Raw genomic sequence first — 24,232 nt, 5'->3', positions numbered from 1 at the left:
CCGACCGGAGCCTGCCATGGCCTTGCTCGAACTGGAGCGCATCAGCGCACAGTACCCCGGTGCCGAAACCCCGGTACTGGCCGACATCAACCTGAGTCTGGGGCCACGCCAACTGCTGGTGGCCCTGGGGCCTTCCGGCAGCGGCAAGACCTCGCTGCTCAACCTGATCGCCGGCTTCGTCGCCCCCAGCGGCGGGCGCATCACCCTGGACGGCGTGCCCGTCCAGGGCCCCGGCGCCGAGCGCGGTGTAGTGTTCCAGGACGATGCGCTGCTGCCTTGGCAGAACGTGCTGGGCAACGTCGCCTTCGGCCTGGAATTGGCCGGCGTGCCCCGCGCCGAGCGTGAAGCCAAGGCCCGCGAGATGCTGGCCCTGGTCGACCTCGACGGCTTTGGCGAGCGGCGTATCTGGCAATTGTCCGGTGGCCAGAAGCAGCGCGTGGGCCTGGCCCGGGCGTTGGCAGCCGACCCACGGGTGTTGCTGATGGACGAGCCGTTCGGCGCACTGGATGCCTTCACCCGCGAACAGATGCAGGAGTTGTTGCTGCAGGTATGGCAACGCACCGCCAAGCCGGTGTTCCTGATTACCCACGACATCGAAGAAGCAGTGTTCCTCGCCAGCGAGCTGGTGCTGCTGGCGCCCAACCCGGGGCGCGTGGTGGAGCGCCTGCAACTGGACTTCGGCCAACGCTACGCAGCCGGTGAACCGGCGCGGGCGATCAAGTCCGACCCGGCCTTCATCGAGACCCGCGAGCACGTACTGGCGCGGGTGTTCTCCCAACGTCAAAGCCTGCAGGAGCGCGCATGAGCAGCCTGGACCTGCCGGTCGCCGGCAAACGCAACACCCAACCCCGGCCAGCCACCAAGCTGCGCCGCCCCCTGCCCACCCGCTGGATCAGCACCCTGACCCTGGCCAGCCTGCTGTTGGCCTGGTGGCTGGTGACCGCGGCCGGCTGGATCGAGCCGCTGTTCCTGCCCTCGCCCGCCGACATCCTGGCCAAGGCCGGGACCCTGCTGACTCAAGGCTACATGGATGCCAGCCTGTGGCAGCACCTGGGTGCCAGCCTGGGGCGCATCGGCGTGGCCCTGCTTGCCGCCACCCTCACCGCCATCCCGGTGGGTATCGCCATCGGCTACAACCGCGTGGCCCGCGGCATTCTCGACCCGCTGATCGAGTTCTACCGGCCGATCCCGCCGCTGGCCTACCTGCCGCTGATCGTCATCTGGTGCGGCATCGGCGAGCTGTCCAAGGTGCTGCTGATCTACCTGGCAATCTTCGCCCCCATCGCCATTGCCACCGCCACCGGCGTGCGCACGGTCGACCCGGCCAAGCTGCGTGCCGCGCAGTCGCTGGGCGCGACCAAGGCCCAGCTGATCCGCCACGTGATCCTGCCCAGCGCCCTGCCCGACATCCTCACCGGCATCCGCATTGGCCTGGGGGTTGGCTGGTCGACCCTGGTGGCCGCCGAGCTGATCGCCGCCACCAGCGGCCTGGGCTTCATGGTGCAGTCGGCGGCGCAGTTCCTGGTTACCGATGTGGTGGTGCTGGGGATCCTGCTGATCGCGCTGATCGCCTTCGCCCTGGAAATGAGTCTGCGTGCCCTGCAACGCAAACTGGTGCCTTGGCACGGGCAGAGCCACTGAATCCTGTTGACCACGCCAGCAGCCTGGCGCCTGATTGAAGAGACCGACATGAGCCTGACCATCACCCCCCTCAGCCCGGCGCTTGGCGCCCAGATCAGTGGCGTGGACATCAGCCGCGATATCACCGTTGAAGAACGTGACGCCATCGAGCAGGCGCTGCTGCAACACCAGGTGCTGTTCTTCCGCGACCAGCCGATCAACCCGCAGCAGCAGGCACGTTTTGCCGCCCGCTTCGGCGACCTGCACATCCACCCGATCTACCCCAACGTGCCGGAAACCCCGCAGGTGCTGATCCTCGACACGGCGGTTACCGATGTGCGCGACAACGCCGTGTGGCACACCGACGTGACCTTCCTGCCGACCCCGGCCCTGGGCGCGGTGCTCAGCGCCAAGCAGTTGCCGGCCTACGGCGGCGACACCCTGTGGGCCAGCGGCATCGCTGCCTTCGAAGCCTTGTCGGCGCCGCTGCGCGAGCTGCTCGACGGGCTGACCGCTACCCATGACTTCACCAAGTCGTTCCCGCTGGAGCGCTTTGGTACCACGCCGGAAGACCTGGCGCGCTGGGAAGCAACCCGGCGCAACAACCCGCCGCTGTCGCACCCGGTGGTGCGCACGCATCCGGTGAGCGGGCGCAAGGCGTTGTTCGTCAATGAGGGGTTCACCACGCGCATCAATGAGCTGAGCGAACTGGAAAGCGAGGCACTGCTGAAGCTGCTGTTTGCCCATGCGACGCGGCCGGAGTTCAGCATTCGCTGGCGGTGGCAGGAGAATGACGTGGCGTTCTGGGACAACCGCGTGACCCAGCATTTTGCCGTGGATGACTACCGGCCGAACCGGCGGGTGATGCATCGGGCGACCATCCTCGGGGATGCGCCCTTCTGATAGAGATGCATCAGCAGTGCCGGCCTCTTCGCGGGTAAACCCGCTCCCACAGGTACCGCACCGGTATTGAAGCCAGTGTTATACCTGTGGGAGCGGGTTTACCCGCGAAGAGGCCGGTACAGGTTATTACCTGACCAAATGCAGGTACTGCATGTGCCGTTCGTACTGGTCGAGGATGTCGTTGATGATCTGCTCCTTGCTGTAGCCCACCAGGTCATAGTTCTGGCTGCCTTCGCTGAGGTGCACCTCCGCCCGGTAGTAACGGCGGTTCTTCAACTCTTGCGTACCCAGCCCACCCAGGGCGAACGATGGCGTGAAGTAGCCACGCATCTGCACCTGGTAAATGAACGGCTGTTCCTCGCCATGGCCAATCTTCAGGCTGACGTTGTCGTGGCTCGGGTCGTCCTGGGTAATCAGCACCAGGCCCTTCTGCTCGAACACTTCACGCACATCGGCAATTGCCGGGCGCACCACGTCGTCCATGAAGCGGTACACCTCATCACGCGACGGGAAGTGCACCGCCTGGCTCAGGCGCTGGCGCCAGCCACCACGGCCGCGGCGTGACTGGGCGAACGGGGCCAGCGAATGCATCTGCGCGATCTGCCGTTGCGACTCCAGGTAGAACGCCTTGTGCAGCCCCCACATCATGCACAGCAGGATCAGCGAGAACGGCAGCGAGGTCAGCACCACCGCCGATTTAAGCGAATCGATGCTGCCGGCGAACAACAGCGCACTGGTGATCAGCGCCGTCATCGCGCCCCAGAAGATGCGCAGCCAGTTCGGCCCATCCTCGTCGGCATCACCACCCTTGGCCGACAAGGTCGACAGCACCACGGTGCCCGAGTCGGCCGAGGTGACGAAGAACACGAAACTGATGAACACCGTCATGGCGATCACCGTCTTGCTCCAGGGGTAGGTCTCCAGCAGCAGGTACAGGCTCATCGACGGGTTATCCAGCGCCGACTGGCCCAGAGCGGTCATGCCGTGGTTGATGACCTGGTCCAGGGCGCTGTTGCCGAAGATCGACATCCACGCCAGGGTGAAGCCCAGCGGAATCAACAGCACACCAAAGACGAACTCGCGGATGGTGCGGCCACGGGAGATGCGGGCGATGAACAGGCCCACGAACGGCGCCCAGGCAATCCACCAGGCCCAGTAGAACACCGTCCAGCCGCCCAGCCAGTCACGGTTCTCGCCGTAGGCATAAACGTCGAAACTCTTGCGCGGCAAGGCCCCCAGGTAGTCGCCGAGGTTCTGGATCAGCGTGTTGAACAGGTGCTGGGTAGGCCCGGCGAACAACACGAACAGCAACAGCGCGCAGGCCAGGAACAGGTTGATGTCGCTCATCACCCGCACGCCCTTCTCCACCCCGGCGACGGCCACGGCCACCGCCGCGCCCATCATCAGGGTGATGAGCAGCACCTGCACCCACTGGCTGTGGTCGATGCCGAACAGGTAGTCGAGGCCGGCGTTCAGGTGCAGCACGCCAAAACCCATGTCGGCACCCAGGCCGAACACCGTGGCGATGATGCCGAAGCCGTCCACCGCATAACCGATGGGCCCGTTGATGCGCTTGCCGATCAGCGGGTACAGCGCCGAACGCAAGGCCAGCGGCAGGTTGTGCCGGTAGGCGAAGTAGGCCAGGGCCATGCCGACGAAGGCGAACACGCCCCAGCCATGCAGGCCCCAGTGCAGGAACAGGATCTGCATTGCCTGGCGCCCGGCCTCGGCCGTGCCCGCTTCGCCCTGGGGCGGCTGCAGCATGTGGGTCAGGGGTTCGGACACGCAGAAGAAGAACAAGGTGATGCTGATGCCGGCGGCGAACAGCATGCCGGCCCACGACAGGTAACTGAACTCGGGCTCGTCGTGGTCGGCACCGAGCTTGATCTTGCCGTAGCCGGACAAGGCGGTGACCACCACGAAGACCAGGTACAGCGTCATCGCCAGCATGTAGTACCAGCCGACCGTGTTGGCCGCCCAGTTCTGCGCCGCCAGCAACCAGTCGCCTGCTGCTTGCGGATAGGAAATGACCACCAGGCCGAAGATGAGGATGAAACTTGCCGCGAAATAGAACACCGGAGGGTTCATGCGGATCTTGCCATTGGCAAGGGAAGGGGTCGGTGCACTCATTGGGGGCGCACCTCGTCGAATGACGTAAGGCTCGGAATGAACGGGTTCAGCAAAGGAATCCTCCTGTTGAACACCGGCAGCGGACCAGCGTTTTTCATTGAACAAGCGTTCAAGTTAAACATGGATCGGATTTCAATGCGAATCGGGGCGCTGATTGGTGCCCTCCTGCACTGGCCTCTTCGCGGGCTTGCCCGCTCCCACAGGGACCGCACAGACATTGAATCTTGTGCAGTACCTGTGGGAGCGGGCAAGCCCGCGAAGAGGCCGGTACAGGCCAAGGAAATACCAGATCAGTTCTTGTCCTGGCAATCCAGCTGCAGGTTGGCCTGGGTAATGTTGCTCTCGGCCGGCACACTGCGGGTCAGCCACACATTGCCGCCAATGGTCGAGCCTTTGCCGATGGTGATCCGCCCCAGCACAGTGGCCCCGGCATAGATCACCACATCGTCCTCGACGATCGGGTGGCGTGGCAGGCCCTTGTGCAGGGTGCCCGACTCATCGCTGGGGAAGCGCTTGGCGCCCAGGGTCACTGCCTGGTAGATCCGCACGCGCTCGCCGATGATCGCGGTTTCGCCGATCACCACGCCGGTACCGTGGTCGATGAAGAAGCTCGGGCCGATCTGCGCCCCGGGGTGAATGTCGATCCCCGTGGCCGAATGCGCCAGCTCCGAGCTGATCCGCGCCAGCAGCGGCAGGCCGGCCTGGTACAGATGGTGCGCCAGGCGGTGGTGGATGATCGCCAGGATGCCTGGGTAGCACAGCAGCACTTCATCGACACTGCGCGCCGCCGGGTCGCCGTGGTAGGCGGCCAGCACGTCGGTGTCGAGCAGCACGCGCAGGCCCGGCAGGGCGGCGGCGAAGCCCTGCACCAGGCTCAGCGCATGGGCATCGACGCCGGCCAGCTCGCCCTTGCTTTGCCGTGCGGCGTAGCGCAACTCCAGGCGGGCCTGGGCCAGCAAGGCGGTCAGCGCGGCATCCAGGGTATGCCCGACGTAGAAGTCTTCGCTTTCTTCGCGCAGGTCGACCGGGCCAAGGCGCATGGGGAACAGTGCGCCGCACAGTTGCTCCAGGATGTGCCGCATCGCTTCGCGCGAAGGCAGCTCACGCCCGCCCTGCTCGCCGCTGCTGCGGCCATTGCGGGTACGCCATTGTTCACGGGCACCGCGCAGGCCGTTGACGATGCTCTGCAACTGCCAGTGCCCGGATGAAGGTTGTTCGCTCACGGTTTTCTCCTGCCTGAGTAGGCCAAACTCATTTTTATTTGCAGGTCCGGCCTCTTCGCGGGCTCGCCCGCTCCCACAGGGACTGCACAGGTTTCGATGCCTGTGCGGTCTCTGTGGGAGCGGGTTTACCCGCGAAAGGGCCGAACCTGCCTACATGCAATCCACTCTACGGCAAATCCATCCCTTGGAAAAAACAACGCTTTATTCCATCCTGCGCTAAGTCAGGCATAAGCCGCGATGACGGAGCAGGCAACCTCGCCTACCCTCAAAGCAGCCAGCACCTGGCAAAAACTAAAAAGGAAATAACAAAATAATTTTTTAGTATTTCCTGGCCTAAGCAGCCGACCCTATAGTCGCCACCCACCACTTACACAACAAGCGCGGGGCTCTGAAATGTCGAAATTCGCCAAACCGCTACTCAACGCCAGCCTGGCACTCCTGCTGGGTGCCGGCCTGCTCGGCCAGTCCTTCGCCGGCGAGCAGCTGAAGACCATCCAGGAAAAAGGCGTGATCAACGTCGGCCTCGAAGGCACCTATCCACCGTTCAGCTTCCAGGACGAAAACGGCAAGCTGACCGGCTTCGAAGTGGAACTGTCCGAACTGCTGGCCAAGGAGCTGGGGGTAAAGGCCAAGGTGCAGCCGACCAAGTGGGACGGCATCCTCGCCGCACTGGAGTCCAAGCGCCTGGACGTGGTGATCAACCAGGTGACCATTTCCGAAGAGCGCAAGAAGAAGTATGACTTCTCCGAGCCTTACACCATCTCCGGCATCCAGGCGCTGATCCTGAAGAAGAAGGCCGAGCAGCTGAACATCCACAAGGCCGCAGACCTGGCCGGCAAGAAGGTCGGCGTGGGCCTGGGCACCAACTACGAGCAATGGGTCAAGAAGGACGTGCCGCAAGCCGATGTGCGCACCTATGAAGACGACCCGAGCAAGTTCGCCGACCTGCGCAACGGCCGCATCGACGCCATCCTGATCGACCGCCTGGCCGCGCTGGAATACGCGCAAAAAGCCAAGGACACCGAACTGGCCGGCGATGCCTTCTCGCGCCTGGAAAGCGGCGTGGCCCTGCGCAAGGGTGAGCCGGAACTGCTGGCAGCGATCAACAAGGCGCTGGACAAGCTCAAGGCTGACGGCACGCTGGCCAAGCTGTCCGAGAAATACTTCGGTGCCGATGTCACCAAATGATTGCTGAAAGCCTGCAACTCGTTGTCGACTCCGCGCCCTTCCTGCTGAAGGGCGCGGGTTATACAGTGCTGCTCAGTGTTGGCGGCATGTTCTTCGGCCTGCTGCTGGGCTTTGCCCTGGCACTGATGCGGTTGTCGAAGATCTTGCCGCTGAACTGGCTGGCGCGGGTCTACGTGTCGTTCTTCCGCGGCACGCCGCTGCTGGTGCAGCTGTTCGTCATCTACTTCGGCATGCCGCAGATCGGCATCGAGCTCGACCCGATCCCGGCCTCGCTGATCGGCCTGTCGCTGAACATGGCCGCCTACATCTGCGAAATCCTGCGCGCGGCGATTTCCTCGATCGACCGTGGCCAGTGGGAAGCCGCCGCCAGTATCGGCATGACCCGCGTCCAGGCCATGCGCCGGGCGATCCTGCCCCAGGCCTTGCGCACCGCACTGCCGCCGTTGGGCAACAGCTTCATCTCGCTGGTCAAGGACACCGCCCTGGCGGCGACCATCCAGGTGCCCGAGCTGTTCCGCCAGGCCCAGCTGATTACCGCGCGCACCTTCGAAGTGTTCACCATGTACGTGGCGGTGGCGGTCATCTACTGGGTGCTGTGCAGCATCCTCGCGCACTTCCAGAACCGCATGGAAGCGCGAGTCAACCAGCATGACCAGGAGCATTGAGCATGATTGAAGTCAAAGGCCTGACCAAGCGGTTCAAGGGCCAGACCGTGCTCAACGGTATCGACCTGACCGTGCAGCCCGGCGAAGTGGTGGCCATCATCGGCCCCAGCGGCTCGGGCAAGACCACCTTCCTGCGTTGCCTCAACCTGCTGGAAACACCCGATGCCGGGCAGATCCAGATTGGCGACATCAGCATCGACGCCAACCGCCCGCTGGGCGGGCAGCAAAGTGCGATTCGCCGCTTGCGCCAGCAGGCCGGGTTCGTGTTCCAGAACTTCAACCTGTTCCCTCATCGCACCGCCCTGGAAAACGTGATCGAGGGGCCGGTGATCGTCAAGAAGACGCCCCGCGAGCAGGCCATCGAACTGGGCCGGCGCCTGCTGGCCAAGGTTGGCCTGGCGGGCAAGGAAGACGCCTACCCGCGGCGCCTTTCCGGTGGCCAGCAGCAACGGGTGGCCATCGCCCGCGCCCTGGCCATGGAGCCGGAGGTGATCCTGTTCGACGAACCGACCTCGGCGCTGGACCCCGAACTGGTGGGGGAAGTGCTGGCGACCATCCGCGGCCTGGCCGAGGAGAAGCGCACCATGATCATCGTTACCCACGAGATGAGCTTTGCCCGCGATGTGGCGAACCGGGTGATCTTCTTCGACAAGGGCGTGATCGTGGAACAGGGCGAGGCCAAGGCGCTGTTTGCGGCGCCAAAGGAAGAGCGTACCCGGCAGTTCTTGCGCAAGTTCCTGGGGACTGCTGCCTCCGAGTAAACCTGCACTGGCCCTATCGCCGGCAAGCCAGCTCCCACAGATACCCCACAGTAATCAAGACCTGTGGCGTCCTGTGGGAGCTGGCTTGCCGGCGATAGGGCCAGTACATCCACAGCAAATCCCTCCTTCTATACATATTCCAAAGAGTTAGTTCATAAACTTTTTATAAAGCATTAGGGTATATAAACCGGACCACCGGACCAGCACACATCTGTCGCGATCAGCTGTAGCGGCATTACTTTTTTGTGAGGTCAGGAATGGTCAGGATCACAATCACCCCAGTGCGTAACGCCAGGGCATTGAGTGCAGCCAAGGAGCGGTACTGATGTCCAGCCAACCCAATACCCAATTCCACAGCGATCTCGACAGCTCGCCCCTGCTGCTGCCGGCCAAGGTACTGCGCAACGACGCCGAAGCCCTGCAAGCGGCCCGCGAACTGGCCGAGGTCGCCCGCGAGCAGGCCGCCCGCCGCGACCAGCAACGCAAACTGCCATGGGCCGAGATCGAACTGTTCACCCGCAGCGGCCTGGGCAGCATCAGCGTACCCAAGGCCCATGGCGGCCCCGATGTGTCATTCGAGACCGTGGCCGAAGTGTTCCGCCTGATCAGCGCCGCCGACCCGGCCCTGGGGCAGATCCCGCAGAACCAGTTCGGCATGCTGCAACTGCTGCGCCTGACTGCCACCGAGGCGCAGCAGGCGGTGATCTTCCGCAGCGTGCTCGATGGCTGGCGCATCGGCAATGCCGGCCCCGAACGCGGCACCAAGGACACCCTGACCCTCAAGGCCAGGATCACCCGCGTCGGCGACAGCTATCACATCAGCGGCGAGAAGTTCTATTCCACCGGTGCCCTGTTCGCCCACTGGGTGGCAGTCAAGGCACTGGACGACGAAGGCCGCCAGCGCCTGGCATTCGTGCGCCGAGGTAGCCCGGGGCTGCGCATCGTCGATGACTGGTCCGGGTTTGGCCAGCGCACCACTGCCAGCGGCACCGTGCTGCTCGACCAGGTACCGGTGGATGCCGACCTGGTGATCGACAACTGGCGCCAGCGCGACATTCCCAACATCCAGGGCGCTGCTTCGCAGCTGATCCAGGCGGCGATCGATGCTGGCATCGCCGAAGCGGCGATCGAAGACGCCATCAGCTTCGTGCGCGAAAAGGCCCGGCCATGGATCGAGGCCAAGGTCGACCGCGCCAGCGACGACCCTTATGTAATCGCCGACATCGGCCGCCTGAAGCTCGAGCTGCACGCCGCCGAAGCGCTGCTGCGCAAGGCCGCGCGGGTCCTGGACGAGGTCAACGCCGCGCCGATCGATGCAGCAAGCGCGGCACGGGCCTCGATCGCGGTGGCCGAGGCCAAGGTGCTGACTACCGAGATTGCCCTGCAGGCCAGCGAAAAGCTGTTCGAGCTGGCCGGCAGCCGCGCCACCCTCGCCGAGTTCAACTTCGACCGCCACTGGCGCAATGCCCGGGTGCACACCCTGCATGACCCGGTGCGCTGGAAGTACCACGCGGTTGGCGCTTACCACCTCAACGGCACCTTGCCCGCGCGGCATTCCTGGATCTGACTTGCTGCCTTTGGGGCTGCTACGCAGCCCTTCGCGGGCTCGCCCGCTCCCACAGGATTACCAGCGCCTGAACAGGCATCACTTTACCTGTGGGAGCGGGCGAGCCCGCGAAGGGCCGCGCAGCGGCCCCCGGAGAAACACCATGACTACAAACATCATCACCAGCGACACCGAAGCCCTGAACGTCGCCGAAGAAGTCGCCCGACACCTGCGCCGCGACAGCGCCCTGCGCGACCGCGAGCGCCGCCTGCCGCACGCCGAACTGGAACTGTTCACCCGCTCCGGCCTGTGGGCCATCAGCGTGCCCAAGGCCTTTGGCGGCGCCGGCGTGTCCAACGTCACCCTGGCCAAGGTCATCGCCCGCATCGCCCAGGCTGACGGCTCGCTCGGGCAAATCCCGCAAAACCATTTCTACGGCCTGGAAGTGCTGCGGGTAAACGGCACACCCGAACAGCAACAGCGCCTGTACGCCGAAGTACTGGCCGGCAGCCGCTTCGGCAACGCCCTGGCCGAACTGGGCACCAAGACCGCCAACGAGCGCACCACTCGCCTGACCCGCGACGGCGATGGCTTTCGCATCAACGGCCGCAAGTTCTACTCCACCGGCGCCATCTACGCCCAGCGCATTCCCACCTCGGTGGTCGATGAACAGGGCGTGCAGCACCTGGCCTTCGTCCCGGCCGACAGCCAGGGCCTGCAGGTGATCGACGACTGGAGCGGCTTCGGCCAGCGCACCACCGGCAGCGGCTCGGTGGTGTTCGACAACGTGTACGTCAGCGCCGCCGACGTGGTGCCGTTCCAGAGCGCCTTCGAACGCCCTACCCCGGTCGGCCCGCTGGCGCAGATCCTTCATGCGGCCATCGACACCGGCATCGCCCGCGCCGCATACGAAGATGCCCTGCACTTCGTGCGCACCCGCAGCCGCCCCTGGGTCGACTCCGGCCTGGACAAGGCCAGCGATGACCCGCTGACGCTGAAAAGCTTCGGCCACCTGGCGATCCGCCTGCACGCCGCAGAAGCCTTGCTGGAACGCGCCGGCGAATACCTGGACCGCGCCCGCGACGACAGCACTGCCGACAACGTGGCCGCCGCTTCCATCGCGGTGGCCGAGGCCCGTGCCATCAGCACCGAGATTTCCCTCGCGGCCGGCACCACCCTGTTCGAACTGGGCGGTAGCCAGGCCACCCTGGCCGAACACAACCTCGACCGCCACTGGCGCAACGCCCGCGTGCACACCCTGCACGACCCGGTGCGCTGGAAGTACCACGCCATCGGCAACTACTACCTCAACGATGCCAACCCACCACGCCGGGGGACCATCTGATGGCCAAACAGATCCTGCTCAATGCCTTCAACATGAACTGCATCGGGCACATCAACCACGGCCTGTGGACCCACCCACGGGACACCTCGACCCAGTACAAGACCCTGGATTACTGGACCAGCCTGGCGCGCCTGCTGGAGCGCGGCTTGTTCGACGGGCTGTTCATCGCCGACATCGTCGGCACCTACGACATCTACGGCCAGTCGCTGGACGTCACCCTCAAGGAGTCGATCCAGCTGCCGGTCAACGACCCGCTGCTGCTGGTTTCGGCCATGGCCGCCGTCACCCGCCACCTGGGCTTCGGCCTTACCGCCAACCTCACCTACGAAGCGCCGTACCTGTTCGCCCGGCGCCTTTCCACCCTGGACCACCTGAGCAATGGCCGGGTGGGCTGGAACATCGTCACCGGCTACCTCGACAGCGCCGCCCGGGCCATGGGCCTGGCGCAGCAACCCGAGCATGACCGCCGCTACGACCAGGCCGACGAGTACCTGCAGGTGCTGTACAAGCTGCTGGAAGGCAGCTGGGCCGACGATGCCGTGGTCGCCGACCGCCAGCAGCGCGTCTATGCCAGGCCCGACAAGGTGCGCAAGGTCAACCACCAGGGCGAGTTCTACAAGGTCGACGGCTACCACCTGTGCGAGCCCTCGCCGCAACGTACACCGGTACTGTTCCAGGCCGGCAGCTCGCAGCGTGGCCTGGCCTTCGCCGGCAACCATGCCGAATGCGTGTTCATCAGTGGCCAGGACAAGGCCGCCACCCGCGCTCAGGTCGACAAGGTGCGCGCCGCCGCCCAGGCCGCTGGCCGCGACCCGCAAGCAGTCAAGGTGTTCATGGGCATCACGGTGATCGTCGCCGCCACCGAGCAGCAGGCCCAGGCCAAGCATGCCGAGTACCTGCGCCATGCCAGCGCCGAGGCCGGGGTCGCGCACTTCGCAGCGTCCACCGGCATCGACTTCGCCGCCTACGCCCTGGACGAGCCGATTGCCTTCAGCCAGGGCAACGCCATCCAGTCGGCCACGCGCCAGTTGCAGGACAACGCCTGGACCCGCCGGCGCCTGCTGCAGCAGCACGCCCTGGGTGGCCGTTACGTGACCCTGGTCGGCGCGCCCGAGCAGGTGGCCGAGCAGCTGATCGCCTGGATCGATGAAACCGGCCTGGACGGTTTCAACCTGACCCGCACCGTAACCCCGGAAAGCTTCGAGGACTTCATCGACCTGGTCATCCCGCAGTTGCAACAGCGTGGCCGCTACAAGACCGCCTACGCCGAAGGCACCCTGCGCGAAAAACTGTTCCAGGCCGACCACCCGCACCTGCCCGCCGACCACCCGGGCGCGGCTTACCGCTTTACCTCTACCCCTGCCCCGACTGGAGCCCTGCACCATGCTTGATAAACTGTTCCGGCCCGTCGCGGCCATTGCCCTCACCCTCGGCCTGTCCGCCAGCGCGCTGGCTGCCGAACCGCTGAAGATCGGCACCACCTCGGCCTTTGCCATCCCGCTGGAAGCCGCAGTGGAAGAAGCGCACAAGCAAGGCCTGGAAGTGAAGCTGGTCGAGTTCAGCGACTGGATCGCACCCAATGTCAGCCTCAACAGCGGCGACATCGATGTGAACTACTTCCAGCACATCCCGTTCCTGGAAAACGCCAAGGCGGCCGCGGGCTTCAACCTGGTGCCCTACGCCCCGGGCATCATCAACAACGTCGGCCTGTACTCGAAAAAGTACAAGAGCTTCGCCGACCTGCCCGAAGGTGCCAGCGTGGCCATCGCCAACGACCCGATCAACAGCGGCCGTGGCCTGCAGCTGCTGGCCAAGGCCGGGCTGATCACCCTCAAGCCGGGGGTCGGCTACAAGGCCACCGAGGACGACATCGTCGCCAACCCGAAGAAACTGAAGATCCTTCAGGTCGAGGCCGTACAGCTGGTACGCGCCTATGACGACGCCGACCTGGTGCAGGGCTACCCGGCCTACATCCGCCTGGCCAACAGCTTCGACGCTGGCTCCGCTCTGCTGTTCGACGGCCTGGAGAACAAGGAGTACGTGATCCAGTTCGTCATTCGCCCGCAAAGCAAGGACGACCCACGCCTGGCCAAGTTCGTCGACATCTACCAGCACTCGCCAGTGGTGCGCGCAGCCTTGGACAAAACCCACGGCAAGCTCTACCAGGCCGGTTGGGAGGGCTGACATGAGCCAGGCCAGCGCGCTCCGGGCGCCCACCGCACAACCACTGCCGCCAACGGCCAGGGAGCAGGCCTTGCGCCCGGAGGTCAATGAAGCCCATGTGCGCTTCATCGGCCTGGGCAAGACCTACCCGGGCCAGGCGCAACCGGCCTTGCAAGGCATCGACCTGAACATCCGCCATGGCGAGATCTTCGGCATCATCGGCCGCAGCGGCGCCGGCAAGTCATCGCTGCTGCGTACCATCAACCGCCTGGAGCAACCCAGCCAGGGCCGGGTGCTGATCGACCAGGTAGACATCGCGCCCTTCGACGAGGACCACCTGGTAGCCCTGCGCCGGCGTATTGGCATGATCTTCCAGCACTTCAACCTGATGTCGGCCAAGACCGTGTGGCAGAACGTCGAGCTGCCCCTGAAGGTGGCCGGCGTGGCCAAGGCCGAACGCCAGCGCAAGGTACGCGAACTGCTTGAGCTGGTCGGCCTGCAGGAAAAGCACCACGTGTACCCGGCGCAGCTGTCCGGCGGGCAGAAGCAGCGTGTGGGTATTGCCCGGGCGCTGGTGCATGACCCCGAGATCCTGCTGTGCGACGAGGCCACCTCGGCGCTGGACCCTGAAACCACCGCTTCCATTCTCGAACTGTTGCGCGACATCAACCAGCGCCTGGGCCTGACCATCGTGCTGATCACCCACGAGATGGCGGTAATCCGCGATATCTGCCACCGGGTGGTGGTGCTGGAACGTGGAGAAGTGGTCGAGCAGGGTGAGGTCTGGCGGGTGTTTGGCTCACCACGCCACGAGGTCACCCGTACCCTGCTGGCACCGTTGCAAGCCAGGTTGCCAGCCGCGCTGCAAGCCAGCCTGCGGGCCAGCCCGGCAAGCCGCGACAGTGCCGTGGTGCTGAGGCTGACCCTGGTCGGCGAGCCCGAACTGTCTGCCCTGTTCAACGACCTTGGCGGCCGCGTGCGCCTGCTGCAGGGCGGTGTGGAAACCATTGGCGAGCATGCCCTGGGGCAGCTGATCCTGTCGGTGCAGCAGTCGCCGCACGACACCCATCAATTGCTGGAACGCGCCCGCCGCTGGGCCGAGGACGTGGAGGTACTGGGCCATGTGGTTTGATCGCCTGCTGGAAGGCTTGCTCGATACCCTGCTGATGGTTGGCGTGTCGTCGCTGATCGCCCTGCTGGTGGGGGTACCGATGGCTGTGCTGCTGGTCACCAGCGACAAGGGCGGGATCTTCGAGGCGCCGCTGCTGAACCGGGTGCTGGGTGCCTTCGTCAACCTGTTCCGCTCGATCCCGTTCCTGATCCTGATGGTCGCGCTGATCCCCTTCACCCGCCTGGTGGTGGGTACCACCTATGGCGTGTGGGCGGCGGTGGTGCCGCTGACCATTGCCGCCACGCCGTTCTTCGCGCGGATTGCCGAGGTCAGCCTGCGCGAAGTCGACCACGGCCTGGTGGAGGCTGCGCAGGCCATGGGCTGCCGACGCTGGCACATTGTCTGGCACGTGCTGCTGCCAGAGGCGCTGCCGGGGATTGTCGGGGGCTTCACCATTACCCTGGTGACCCTGATCAACTCCTCGGCCATGGCCGGAGCGATCGGTGCCGGGGGACTGGGGGACATCGCCTACCGCTATGGCTACCAGCGCTTCGACAGCCAGATCATGCTGACCGTGATTGCCATGCTGGTGGCGTTGGTGGCGTTAATCCAGCTGGGTGGAGACCGGTTGGCGAAAGGCTTGAACAAACGATAGTTCGGGGGCCGCTGCGCGCCCCATCGCCGGCAAGCCAGCTCCCACAGGGCCAGCGCTGCCCTCTAGCCTTGTGAGTACTTGTGGGAGCTGGCTTGCCGGCGAAAGGGCCGCAAAGCGGCCCCGGCGATCTCAACCCCAGCGCAAATCCCCGGCAGGCACCGGCCGCCCGAACCAGTACCCCTGCCCCAGCTGACACAGCTCATGCAGCAGGAAACTGGCCTGCTCTGCCTGCTCGATGCCCTCGGCATGCACCTGCATGCCCATGCTGCGGGCCAGGGCGATGATCACCCGGACGATCGCGATGTCGTCCTCATCCAGCGGCAACCCGGCAACGAAGCCCTGGTCGATCTTCAGCTTCTGCACCGGCAAGCGCTTTAACCGCAGCAGCGATGAATAACCGGTGCCGAAGTCGTCGATGGCCAGGGTCACCCCCAGCTCGCGCAGGCGATGCAACTGCTCCAGGGCCACCTCCGGGTCCTCCATCACCGCGCTCTCGGTCACCTCCAGCTCCAGCAAGGCCGGGTCCAGACCGGTGTCGTGCAGCACCTCGGCCACCTGCTGGTACAGCTCGTGCTGGCCAAACAGGCGGCTGGAGATGTTCACCGCCACGAACGCCAGCTGCCGCCCTTCACCCTGCCATCGCACCATCTGCCGACACGCCTGGCGCAGTACCCAGGCGTCGATCTCGGCAATCAACCCGGTACGCTCGGCAATCGGGATGAACTCGCCCGGCGGCACCAGGCCGCGCTGGGGGTGCTGCCAGCGCACCAGGGCCTCGACGCCGACCTGGCGGCCGCTCGCCAGGTCGTGCACCGGCTGGTAGAACACCCGCAGCTCGTCCTGCTCCAGGGCCCGGCGCAGATCGCCGGCGGTTTCAACCCGCTGCTGGGCGTGGGCGGTCAGCTCTTCGGTGTACAGCGCATAGCAGGCCCGCCCGTTGCTCTTGGCCTTGTACAACGCCGAGTCGGCATTGCGCAGCAACTGCTCGGCACCCAAGGCATCGCTGGGGAACAGGCTGATGCCCACGCTGACACTGATGAACAGGCGGTGACCGTCGAACAGGAACGGCTCGCGCATGCGCTCGATGATGCCCTGCGCCAGCTTGCCCGCCTGGCCGACCTCATGGCAGTTTTCCGCCAGCACGCCAAATTCGTCGCCCCCAAGGCGCGCCAGGGTCACGCCGCTGCCCAGCACCTCACCCAGGCGCTCGCCCACCAGTTTCAGCAACTGATCGCCAATGGTATGGCCAAGGCCGTCGTTGATGCTCTGGAAGTGGTCCAGGTCCAGCAACAGCAGGGCACAACCACGCTTGTTGGCCTGGGCTGCCGCCAGGGCCTGCTCGACCCGGTCGTTGAACAGCAGGCGGTTGGGCAGGTCGGTCAGCGGGTCGTGGTGGGCCAGGTAGGCCAATTCCTGTTCCGAATGCTTGATCGCGCTGATGTCGCTGAACACCGCCACGTAATGGCTGAGCTCGCCTTCATCGTCGCGGATGGCGCAAATGGTCTGCCACTGCGGGTAGATTTCACCACTCTTGCGCCGGTTCCAGATTTCGCCGCTCCACTCGCCCTTTTCCGCCAGGGTGGCGAATATCTGCTGGTAGAACGCCAGGCCATGGCGGCCCGACTTGAACTTGTTCGGACGCTGGCCGATGACCTCGTCCTGCTGGTAGCCGGTGATTCGCATGAAGGCACGGTTGACGTGCACGATCAGGCCATCGCGATCGGTCACCAGCACGCCTTCGAGGGTGCTGTCGAACACTGCCGCAGCCATGCGCAGGCGTTCACGGTCTTCACCACGCATACGCGCGCCAACGCCGATGAAGTCGAGCAGACGTACCCTCGATACATAGATCAGCAAGGCGCTCAGCAGCACCCAGACCACCACGTTGATCTGCCGGCCCACGGTCAGTGCCAGGGGATCCTCGGTCATGCCGTGCAACACCACCTCGGCCAGCGTCAGCCAGAGGATCGAGAGCACCACATACAGCGCAGCCATGCGCAAGGCGTCGCGAACGGAAACAGACATGTCGGGTGCAATTGCCCATAAAAAATGATGGGGCATTATAAAGGCTGAAACATGTCGTGACTTCCTATCTGAACGGGTGACTGTATTTATTTCCTGCCCAAGGGATAATCAGCCCCTCCTCCTGCATTCCGAGGGTATTTACACCTATGTGGTACAACGGCCTGCTCGACTTGTCGGCCTGGCAACTGGTCGGCATCACCCTGCTGATGACCCACGTGACCATCGTCAGCGTCACGGTCTACCTGCACCGCTATTCCGCGCACCGGGCCCTGGAGCTCAATGGCGCGCTCAAGCACTTCTTCCGTTTCTGGCTGTGGCTGACCACGGCGCAGAACACCCGCGAATGGACTGCCGTCCACCGCAAGCACCACGCCAAGTGCGAAACCCCCGACGACCCGCACAGCCCGCTGTACAAGGGCCTGGGCACGGTGCTGCGCAAGGGTGCCGAGCTTTACCGGGAAGAGGCGCGCAACCCGGAAACCCTGCGCATCTACGGCAAGAACTGCCCGGACGACTGGATCGAGCGCAACCTCTACTCGCGCTACAAGCTGGGCGGCATCGCGCTGATGGCGGTAATCGACCTGCTGCTGTTCGGCACCATCGGCATCACCATCTGGGCAGTGCAGATGATGTGGATTCCGTTCTGGGCCGCCGGCGTGGTCAACGGCCTGGGCCACGCTCTCGGCTACCGCAACTTCGAGTGCCGCGACGCCGCCACCAACCTGGTGCCGTGGGGCATCGTCATCGGTGGCGAAGAGCTGCACAACAACCATCACACCTACCCCAACTCGGCCAAGCTGTCGGTCAAGCGCTGGGAGTTCGACATGGGTTGGGCGTGGATCCGCCTGTTCTGCCTGCTGCGCCTGGCAAAGGTGCAGCGCGTCGCGCCCATCGCCCACCGGGTGGCCGGCAAAGCCAGCCTGGACATGGACACCGCCATGGCCATCCTCAACAACCGTTTCCAGATCATGGCCCAGTACCGCAAGCTGGTGATCGGCCCGCTGGTCAAGCAGGAACTGGCCCGCGTCGATGCCTCGCTGCGCCACCACTTCCGCCGCGCCAAGCGCCTGTTGTCGCGCGAGACCAGCCTGCTGGAAGACCGCCACCATGTGCGCATCGAGTCGATGCTCGCCCACAGCCAGGCGCTGAAGACCATCTACGAAAAACGCCTGGCCCTGCAGCAGATCTGGGCGCGCACCAGCGCCAACGGCCACGACATGCTGGCCGCCATGAAGGACTGGGTACACGAGGCGGAAACCAGCGGCATCCATGCCCTGCGCGACTTCGCGGGACAGCTCAAGACCTACTCCCTGCGCCCGACCGGCGCCTGACCGCCGTTGATCGGCACGCCCCTTTGGCGGGGCGTGCCGCCCGGAACTTCGCCCTCTCGTTTACACTCATATCTGGCACATCGCCCGCGTGGCGGGCCAGATGCTGGCCGCACGCTTTCACGCCGAGATCTGCTCCGTGCACATGGCCAAGAACATTCCAACGACACTGCCCGGCACCCCGCCTCCCGAAGCCGCCCAGACCTTGCTTGCGCTGCTCCACGCCCAGGGCGAGGTTGCCCGCCTGAGCGAGCGCGAGCAGCTGTTCAGCTCGCTGCTCGACAGCGTCAACGCGGTGCTATGGGCCTTCGACTGGGAAGCCCGTCAGGTGCTGTACGTCAGCCCCGCCTACGAGCGCATCTTCGGCCGCCCGGCCAGCCTGGTGCTGGCCGACTACAACGAGTGGCGCGACAGCATCTACCCGGACGACCTGGAGTTCGCCGAGCGCAGCCTGGCCCAGGTACTGCTCAAGGGCTCGGTGGAAGACCGCGAGTACCGCATCCTCAATGCCGACGGCCAGCTACGCTGGCTGAGCGACAAGTGCTACATCAACCAGCAACGCGATGGCGACCGGGTGATCATCGTCGGCATCGCCGAAGACATCACCGAGAAGAAGCAGCTCGAAGGTGAACTGCAGCGCCTGGCCACCACCGACGTGCTGACCCAGAGCAGCAACCGCCGGCACTTTTTCGAATGCGCCCAGCAAGCCTTCGACAGCGCCCGCGAAGACGGTACGCCACTGGCTTTCCTGCTGCTGGACATCGACGACTTCAAGCGCATCAACGACAGCTACGGTCACCAGGAAGGCGACCAGGTGTTGCAGCAGATCGCCGATAGCGGCAAGGCCGTGCTACGCCGAGGTGACCTGTTCGGGCGCATTGGTGGCGAGGAGTTCGCGGCAGTGTTCCCCGGCTGTAGTGCCCAGGTCGCGGAGCAGATTGCCGAGCGCTTGCAACGGCAGATCCAGCGGCTGAGCTTCAGCCATGGGGAGCAGACCTACGGGGTGACGGTGAGCCAGGGGGTGACCGGGCTGACTGACGACGATGTGGCACTGGACAGCCTGTATGCCAGGGCCGATGCGGCGATGTACCAGGCCAAGCGCCAGGGCAAGAACCAGATCGTCCGCGGCTGAGCCCTGGGGGTGCTCTGCACCCCAATCGCCGGCAAGCCAGCTCCCACAGGTACGGCGCAATCCTCCAGCCTTGTGCAGTACCTGTGGGAGCTGGCTTGCCGGCGATGGGCCGCAAAGCGGCCCCAAAATCTCAGCTGGAAACCTCGGCCTCAGCCACCGGCGGCTCTTCCTGCGGCTTCACCTCCGGGTTCTCCACCTTACGCAACCGCCTCAGTTCCGGCAGGCCAAGCTTGAGCAGGCGCGCGGTCTTGCTGCTGGCCACCTTCTCCAGCCCCTGCTCGGCCGGCAGCCGCGACAACTGCCCGGCCAGGTTCATGGCCAGGATCTCCCGCGAATACACCCCGCCGCCCAGCTGGTAGATCGCCGCGATCAACTCGCGCAACCCCAGCGGCAACCGCCAGCGCGTACGCAGCGCCGAGCCGAACGCCGCCCCGAACTCATTGAGCGACAGCTGCACCTGGTCCTCATCCAGCTCGCCCCCAGCCAGCCGCCATTCCTGCAGGCAGCGCAGCACCGCCAGGTCGCCCAGGCAATGCAGCAACCCCGCGCAATAACAACGCCCTTCGTCCAGCTCGAGCATGCGTGCCAAGGTGCGGCCATATTCGGCAGCGTGCAGCGACAACTCCCAGTAACGGGCCGCATGCTCCGCCAGCAGCGGGTCGCTGAGGCGCGCACTGCGCTTGAGGGTCATGCCCAGGATCAGGTTCATGCTCTGGGTGCTGCCAAGCTTGTTCAAGGCCTGCAGCAACGTTTGCACCGGTGCTTCGCGGTGCAGCGCTGCGCTGTTGGCCGCAGCGATCAGCACGGCGGTGATCTGCGGGTCGCCCTGCACTTCCTCTTCGAGCACTCTCAGGTTCAGGCCCTGGGGGTTGAGCGCGCGCTTGATCGCCACCTGCACATCGGCCAGCAGCGGCCCGCCATCGGCGGTAGCGCGACGCTGTTCGAGGTAGGCCGGCAGGCTGGCACCTGCCTGCAAGGCCGGCACCGGGCAGGCGATCTCTTCGCCAACCGCCAACAGCAGCTCTTCCAGGCGCTTGCGCAGGGTGTCCAGGTTCAGCGGCTTGCTCAGGTAGGCCGTGGGGTGCAAGGGCAGTGCTTCGCGCACACTGGCACTGTCGCTGCGGTTGCTCATGAGAATGAACGGCAACCCCGAACCTTTGGCGCGCACCTTGCGCAACAGGTCGAGGCCATCGACACCGGCCAGTTCGCGCGCGGCGATGATCAGGTCGGGCTTGCTGGACAGCGCACTCAAGGCCTGCGAGCCGTCGGCGCAGACCTGCAGCCGGGCATCACAGCGCACGCTTAGCAGCATTTCGCTGAGCATGTCGCGTACCCAGGGGTCGCCCTCGACAATCAGTACACTTGGTGGGGTGGGGTCTGCAGCGTTCATCGCCAACTCCTGAATAGCCCTGACACACAGTCCGTCGCAGCTTCCTGAGCAAATCCTCCGACAACGATAGCGCCCCAAGGCTTTCCTGGGCACAAAAAAAACCCGCCGAAGCGGGTTTTTTCTGAAGCACGTCACATCAGGCGATTTCAGCGAAGCACTCTTCGATGATAGCCAGGCCTTTGTCCAGCAGAGCGTCTTCGGCGGTCAGCGGAACCAGGATACGCAGGACGTTGCCGTAGGTGCCGCAGGACAGCAGGATCAGGCCCTTTTCGCGAGCCTTGGCGACAACCTGGCCAACGGCAGCAGCGTTCGGGGTGTGAGAGCCTTTCTCGAAGACTTCGACAGCGATCATCGAGCCCAGACCACGGACGTCGCCGATGATCGGGTACTTCTTCTGGATTTCGCGCAGGCCAGCGGTCAGGCGCTCACCCACAGCTTTGCTGCGATCCAGCAGTTTCTCTTCTTCGAACACTTCGATCACGGCCAGGGCCGCGGCGCAAGCGATCGGCGAACCGGCGTAGGTGCCGCCCAGGCCGCCAGGAGCGATGGCGTCCATGTACTCGGCCTTGCCGCACACACCGGCCAGCGGGAAGCCGCCAGCGATGGATTTGGCGAAGGTGGTCAGGTCAGGCGCAACGCCCATCTGTTCCATGGCGAAGAAGGTGCCGGTACGGCCAGCGCCGGTCTGTACTTCGTCGGCGATCAGCAGGATGCCGTGCTGGTCGCACAGGGCGCGCAGGCGCTTCATCAGCTCTTTCGGCGCTGGCAGGAAGCCGCCTTCGCCTTGTACCGGCTCGAGGATGATCGCGGCGATGTCGCGCGGCTCGGCGTCGTTCTTGAAGATGCGCTCGACCGAGGCGATGGCGTCGTCAACGCTGATGCCGTGCAGTTCGCTCGGGAACAGGGCGCGGAAGATGCCACCTGGCATCAGGCCCATGCCAGCGGAGTACGGCACGACCTTGCCGGTCAGGCCCAGGGTCATCATGGTACGGCCGTGGTAGCCGCCGGTGAAGGCGATGACGCCAGCGCGGCCAGTGGCGGCACGGGCGATCTTGACGGCGTTTTCAACGGCTTCGGAGCCGGTGGTGACCAGCAGGGTCTTCTTGTCGAAGTCGCCTGGGACCAGCTTGTTGATCTTTTCGCACAGCTCTACATAAGGTTCGTAGGCCAGCACCTGGAAGCAGGTGTGGCTGACCTTGGTCAGCTGCTCTTGCACGGCCGCAACCACTTTCGGGTGCAGGTGGCCGGTGTTCAGTACTGCGATGCCGCCGGCGAAGTCGATCAGTTCGCGGCCTTCAACGTCGATCACGGTCGAGTTCTTCGCGGTATCGACGAAGATCGGGTGGATCTGGCCAACGCCACGTGGGACGGCGGCGACACGACGTTGCATCAAGGATTCGTTGGTCTTGCTCATAATGCCCTCATTGCGCCGGTTTGGAGTGGCGCTTTTATTCGGGGGTGGCTGGGAGTGCTCGCGAACAGTATTCGTTGATCGACTGCCGTGAACGCCCTGGCCACCAGGTACTGCGATGTAAAAAAGGCCAGCGAGACGTCGCTCTCGCGCCCCGCTGGCAGAGGTAAAGCCGTTACCGTGCTATCAGACGCTGATGCACAGGTATTTGATTTCGAGGTAGTCCTCGATACCGTACTTGGAACCTTCGCGGCCCAGGCCCGAAGCCTTGATGCCACCGAACGGTGCCACTTCGTTGGAGATCAGGCCGGTGTTGATACCTACCATGCCGTATTCCAGGGCTTCGGCAACACGGAACACACGGCTCATGTCGCGGGCGTAGAAGTACGAGGCCAGGCCGAACTCGGTGTCGTTGGACATGGCGATGACTTCGGCCTCGTCCTTGAAGCGGAACAGCGGCGCCAGCGGGCCGAAGGTCTCTTCCTTGGCGACAGCAGCGGTCTTCGGTACGTCGACCAGAATGGTCGGCTCGAAGAAGTTGCCTTCGATGATCTTGCCACCGGACAGTACCTTGGCGCCTTTGCCAACGGCGTCTTCGATGTGTTCCTGGACCTTGGCGACAGCCTTGCCGTCGATCAGCGGGCCAGTGGTGGTGCCTTCTTCCAGGCCGTTACCGATCTTCAGCTTGGCAACAGCGGCGGCCAGCTTCTGGGCGAACGCGTCGTAGACGCCGTCCTGCACGTAGATACGGTTGGCGCAGACGCAGGTCTGGCCGTTGTTGCGGTACTTGGAGATGATCGCGCCCTCGACCGCCTTGTCCAGGTCGGCGTCGTCGAACACGATGAACGGGGCGTTGCCACCCAGCTCCAGGGAAACCTTCTTGATGTCCTTGGCGCATTCTTCCATCAGCTGGCGACCGATTTCGGTCGAGCCGGTGAAGGACAGCTTGCGGACCAGGGAGTTGCCGGTCAGTTCACCGCCAACTTCGCCAGCGCTGCCGGTAACCACGCTCAGCACGCCAGCCGGGATGCCGGCACGGTGGGCCAGCTCGACCAGGGCCAGGGCGGAGTACGGGGTCTGCGAGGCAGGCTTGAGCACCATGGTGCAGCCAGCGGCCAGGGCCGGGCCGGCTTTACGGGTGATCATGGCGGCCGGGAAGTTCCACGGGGTGATGGCCGCGGTAACGCCGATTGGCTGCTTGATGACGATCAGGCGCTTGTCTGGCTGGTGGCCCGGGATGGTGTCACCGTAGACGCGCTTGGCTTCTTCGGCGAACCACTCGATGAACGAGGCAGCGTAGGCGATTTCGCCCTTGGCTTCGGCCAGCGGCTTGCCTTGTTCGGTGGTCATCAGGCGAGCCAGGTCGTCCTGGTTCTCGATCATCAGTTCGAACCAGCGACGCAGCTTGGCCGAACGCTCCTTGGCGGTCAGGGCACGCCAGGCCGGCAGGGCCTTGTCGGCGGCTTCGATGGCGCGGCGGGTTTCCGCGGTGCCCATCTTCGGCACGGTACCGATGACTTCACCAGTGGCCGGGTTGGTGACCTTGATGGTCTGGCCGTTGTCCGCATCCAGCCACTCACCATTGATGTAGGCTTGCTGGCGGAACAACTGAGCGTCTTTGAGCTGCATGTCGGCT

General features: G+C 64.7%; 20 protein-coding genes. 14 read left to right on the top strand and 6 right to left on the bottom strand.

The window, feature by feature from the left end; translation table 11 throughout:
- The first annotated feature begins 16 nt into the window (after window positions 1-16).
- From tauB to tauD, 3 genes are read left to right on the top strand one after another with little or no spacing between them, the layout of a single operon-like run.
- Window positions 17-805 (top strand): taurine ABC transporter ATP-binding subunit, encoded by a 789-nt coding sequence (tauB, locus tag CAG22_RS11580; protein ID WP_075044314.1) that lies wholly within the window; start codon window positions 17-19, stop codon window positions 803-805.
- Complete coding sequence (tauC, locus tag CAG22_RS11575) at window positions 802-1,641, top strand: taurine ABC transporter permease TauC (RefSeq protein WP_075044313.1); 840 nt, start codon at window positions 802-804, stop codon at window positions 1,639-1,641. The genes tauB and tauC overlap by 4 nt, the downstream gene beginning before the upstream one ends.
- A 48-nt stretch (window positions 1,642-1,689) precedes the next feature.
- On the top strand, window positions 1,690-2,523 hold the full coding sequence (gene tauD / locus CAG22_RS11570; RefSeq protein WP_075046922.1) for a taurine dioxygenase: 834 nt from the start codon (window positions 1,690-1,692) through the stop codon (window positions 2,521-2,523).
- Between the two features lie 126 nt (window positions 2,524-2,649).
- Here tauD and betT read toward each other — a convergent pair whose 3' ends face one another.
- Both betT and epsC read right to left on the bottom strand, forming a co-directional pair.
- Window positions 2,650-4,611 (bottom strand): choline transporter BetT, encoded by a 1,962-nt coding sequence (betT, locus tag CAG22_RS11565; RefSeq protein WP_170929293.1) that lies wholly within the window; start codon window positions 4,609-4,611, stop codon window positions 2,650-2,652.
- Between the two features lie 332 nt (window positions 4,612-4,943).
- Window positions 4,944-5,876, bottom strand: coding sequence for a serine O-acetyltransferase EpsC (gene epsC, locus CAG22_RS11560; protein WP_025337318.1), 933 nt, complete (start codon window positions 5,874-5,876; stop codon window positions 4,944-4,946).
- A 393-nt stretch (window positions 5,877-6,269) separates the two neighbouring features.
- On the opposite strand from epsC, the gene tcyJ reads away from it, so the two are divergent.
- From tcyJ to CAG22_RS11515, 9 genes are all read left to right on the top strand, one after another.
- Window positions 6,270-7,064: a cystine ABC transporter substrate-binding protein gene (gene tcyJ, locus CAG22_RS11555; protein WP_085691958.1), complete on the top strand. Its 795-nt coding sequence runs from the start codon at window positions 6,270-6,272 to the stop codon at window positions 7,062-7,064.
- A complete protein-coding gene (gene tcyL / locus CAG22_RS11550; protein WP_025337317.1) occupies window positions 7,061-7,729 on the top strand; it encodes a cystine ABC transporter permease in 669 nt (222 codons plus the stop codon). Before tcyJ ends, tcyL begins: the two co-directional genes overlap by 4 nt.
- Window positions 7,730-7,731: 2 nt before the next feature.
- Complete coding sequence (gene tcyN, locus CAG22_RS11545) at window positions 7,732-8,490, top strand: L-cystine ABC transporter ATP-binding protein TcyN (RefSeq protein WP_013970435.1); 759 nt, start codon at window positions 7,732-7,734, stop codon at window positions 8,488-8,490.
- A 325-nt stretch (window positions 8,491-8,815) separates the two neighbouring features.
- Window positions 8,816-10,057, top strand: coding sequence for an SfnB family sulfur acquisition oxidoreductase (locus CAG22_RS11540; RefSeq protein ID WP_085591821.1), 1,242 nt, complete (start codon window positions 8,816-8,818; stop codon window positions 10,055-10,057).
- Window positions 10,058-10,199: 142 nt separating this feature from the next.
- Window positions 10,200-11,381 carry an SfnB family sulfur acquisition oxidoreductase gene (locus CAG22_RS11535; RefSeq protein WP_085618360.1) on the top strand — a complete coding sequence of 394 codons (1,182 nt, stop codon included), beginning with the start codon at window positions 10,200-10,202 and terminating at the stop codon, window positions 11,379-11,381.
- Window positions 11,381-12,772 (top strand): LLM class flavin-dependent oxidoreductase, encoded by a 1,392-nt coding sequence (locus tag CAG22_RS11530; protein WP_085705503.1) that lies wholly within the window; start codon window positions 11,381-11,383, stop codon window positions 12,770-12,772. Before CAG22_RS11535 ends, CAG22_RS11530 begins: the two co-directional genes overlap by 1 nt.
- The gene (locus CAG22_RS11525) at window positions 12,765-13,565 is read left to right on the top strand and encodes a MetQ/NlpA family ABC transporter substrate-binding protein (protein ID WP_085705502.1); all 801 of its coding nucleotides are present in this window, start codon (window positions 12,765-12,767) and stop codon (window positions 13,563-13,565) included. The genes CAG22_RS11530 and CAG22_RS11525 overlap by 8 nt, the downstream gene beginning before the upstream one ends.
- 1 nt (window position 13,566) lies before the next feature.
- A complete protein-coding gene (locus tag CAG22_RS11520; RefSeq protein WP_085705501.1) occupies window positions 13,567-14,676 on the top strand; it encodes a methionine ABC transporter ATP-binding protein in 1,110 nt (369 codons plus the stop codon).
- On the top strand, window positions 14,666-15,310 hold the full coding sequence (locus CAG22_RS11515; protein ID WP_008096606.1) for a methionine ABC transporter permease: 645 nt from the start codon (window positions 14,666-14,668) through the stop codon (window positions 15,308-15,310). Before CAG22_RS11520 ends, CAG22_RS11515 begins: the two co-directional genes overlap by 11 nt.
- Window positions 15,311-15,439: 129 nt before the next feature.
- On the opposite strand, the gene dibA is transcribed toward CAG22_RS11515, so the two are convergent.
- The gene (dibA, locus tag CAG22_RS11510; protein WP_085705500.1) at window positions 15,440-17,335 is read right to left on the bottom strand and encodes a phosphodiesterase DibA; all 1,896 of its coding nucleotides are present in this window, start codon (window positions 17,333-17,335) and stop codon (window positions 15,440-15,442) included.
- 146 nt (window positions 17,336-17,481) lie between these two features.
- Between dibA and desA the strand changes: the two genes are divergently transcribed.
- Both desA and CAG22_RS11500 read left to right on the top strand, forming a co-directional pair.
- Window positions 17,482-18,666, top strand: a complete 1,185-nt coding sequence (gene desA / locus CAG22_RS11505; protein ID WP_085705499.1) for a delta-9 fatty acid desaturase DesA — start codon at window positions 17,482-17,484, stop codon at window positions 18,664-18,666.
- Between the two features lie 100 nt (window positions 18,667-18,766).
- Window positions 18,767-19,795 (top strand): sensor domain-containing diguanylate cyclase, encoded by a 1,029-nt coding sequence (locus tag CAG22_RS11500; protein ID WP_085705498.1) that lies wholly within the window; start codon window positions 18,767-18,769, stop codon window positions 19,793-19,795.
- A 130-nt stretch (window positions 19,796-19,925) separates the two neighbouring features.
- Here CAG22_RS11500 and CAG22_RS11495 read toward each other — a convergent pair whose 3' ends face one another.
- From CAG22_RS11495 to gabD, 3 genes are all read right to left on the bottom strand, one after another.
- The gene (locus CAG22_RS11495) at window positions 19,926-21,185 is read right to left on the bottom strand and encodes a response regulator (RefSeq protein ID WP_075044305.1); all 1,260 of its coding nucleotides are present in this window, start codon (window positions 21,183-21,185) and stop codon (window positions 19,926-19,928) included.
- 136 nt (window positions 21,186-21,321) lie between these two features.
- Entirely contained in the window at window positions 21,322-22,599 is a 1,278-nt protein-coding gene (gene gabT, locus CAG22_RS11490; protein ID WP_085705497.1) for a 4-aminobutyrate--2-oxoglutarate transaminase, read from the bottom strand.
- Window positions 22,600-22,782: 183 nt separating this feature from the next.
- Window positions 22,783-24,225 carry an NADP-dependent succinate-semialdehyde dehydrogenase gene (gabD, locus tag CAG22_RS11485; RefSeq protein ID WP_015268576.1) on the bottom strand — a complete coding sequence of 481 codons (1,443 nt, stop codon included), beginning with the start codon at window positions 24,223-24,225 and terminating at the stop codon, window positions 22,783-22,785.
- Window positions 24,226-24,232 lie beyond the last annotated feature (7 nt).

The organism is Pseudomonas sp. B8(2017) (assembly GCF_002113575.1).
GTDB classification, from domain to species: Bacteria; Pseudomonadota; Gammaproteobacteria; order Pseudomonadales; family Pseudomonadaceae; genus Aquipseudomonas; species Aquipseudomonas putida_Z.
The sequence above is the reverse complement of the archived record's forward strand: the minus strand, read 5'-3'. Positions and strand labels throughout refer to the sequence as shown.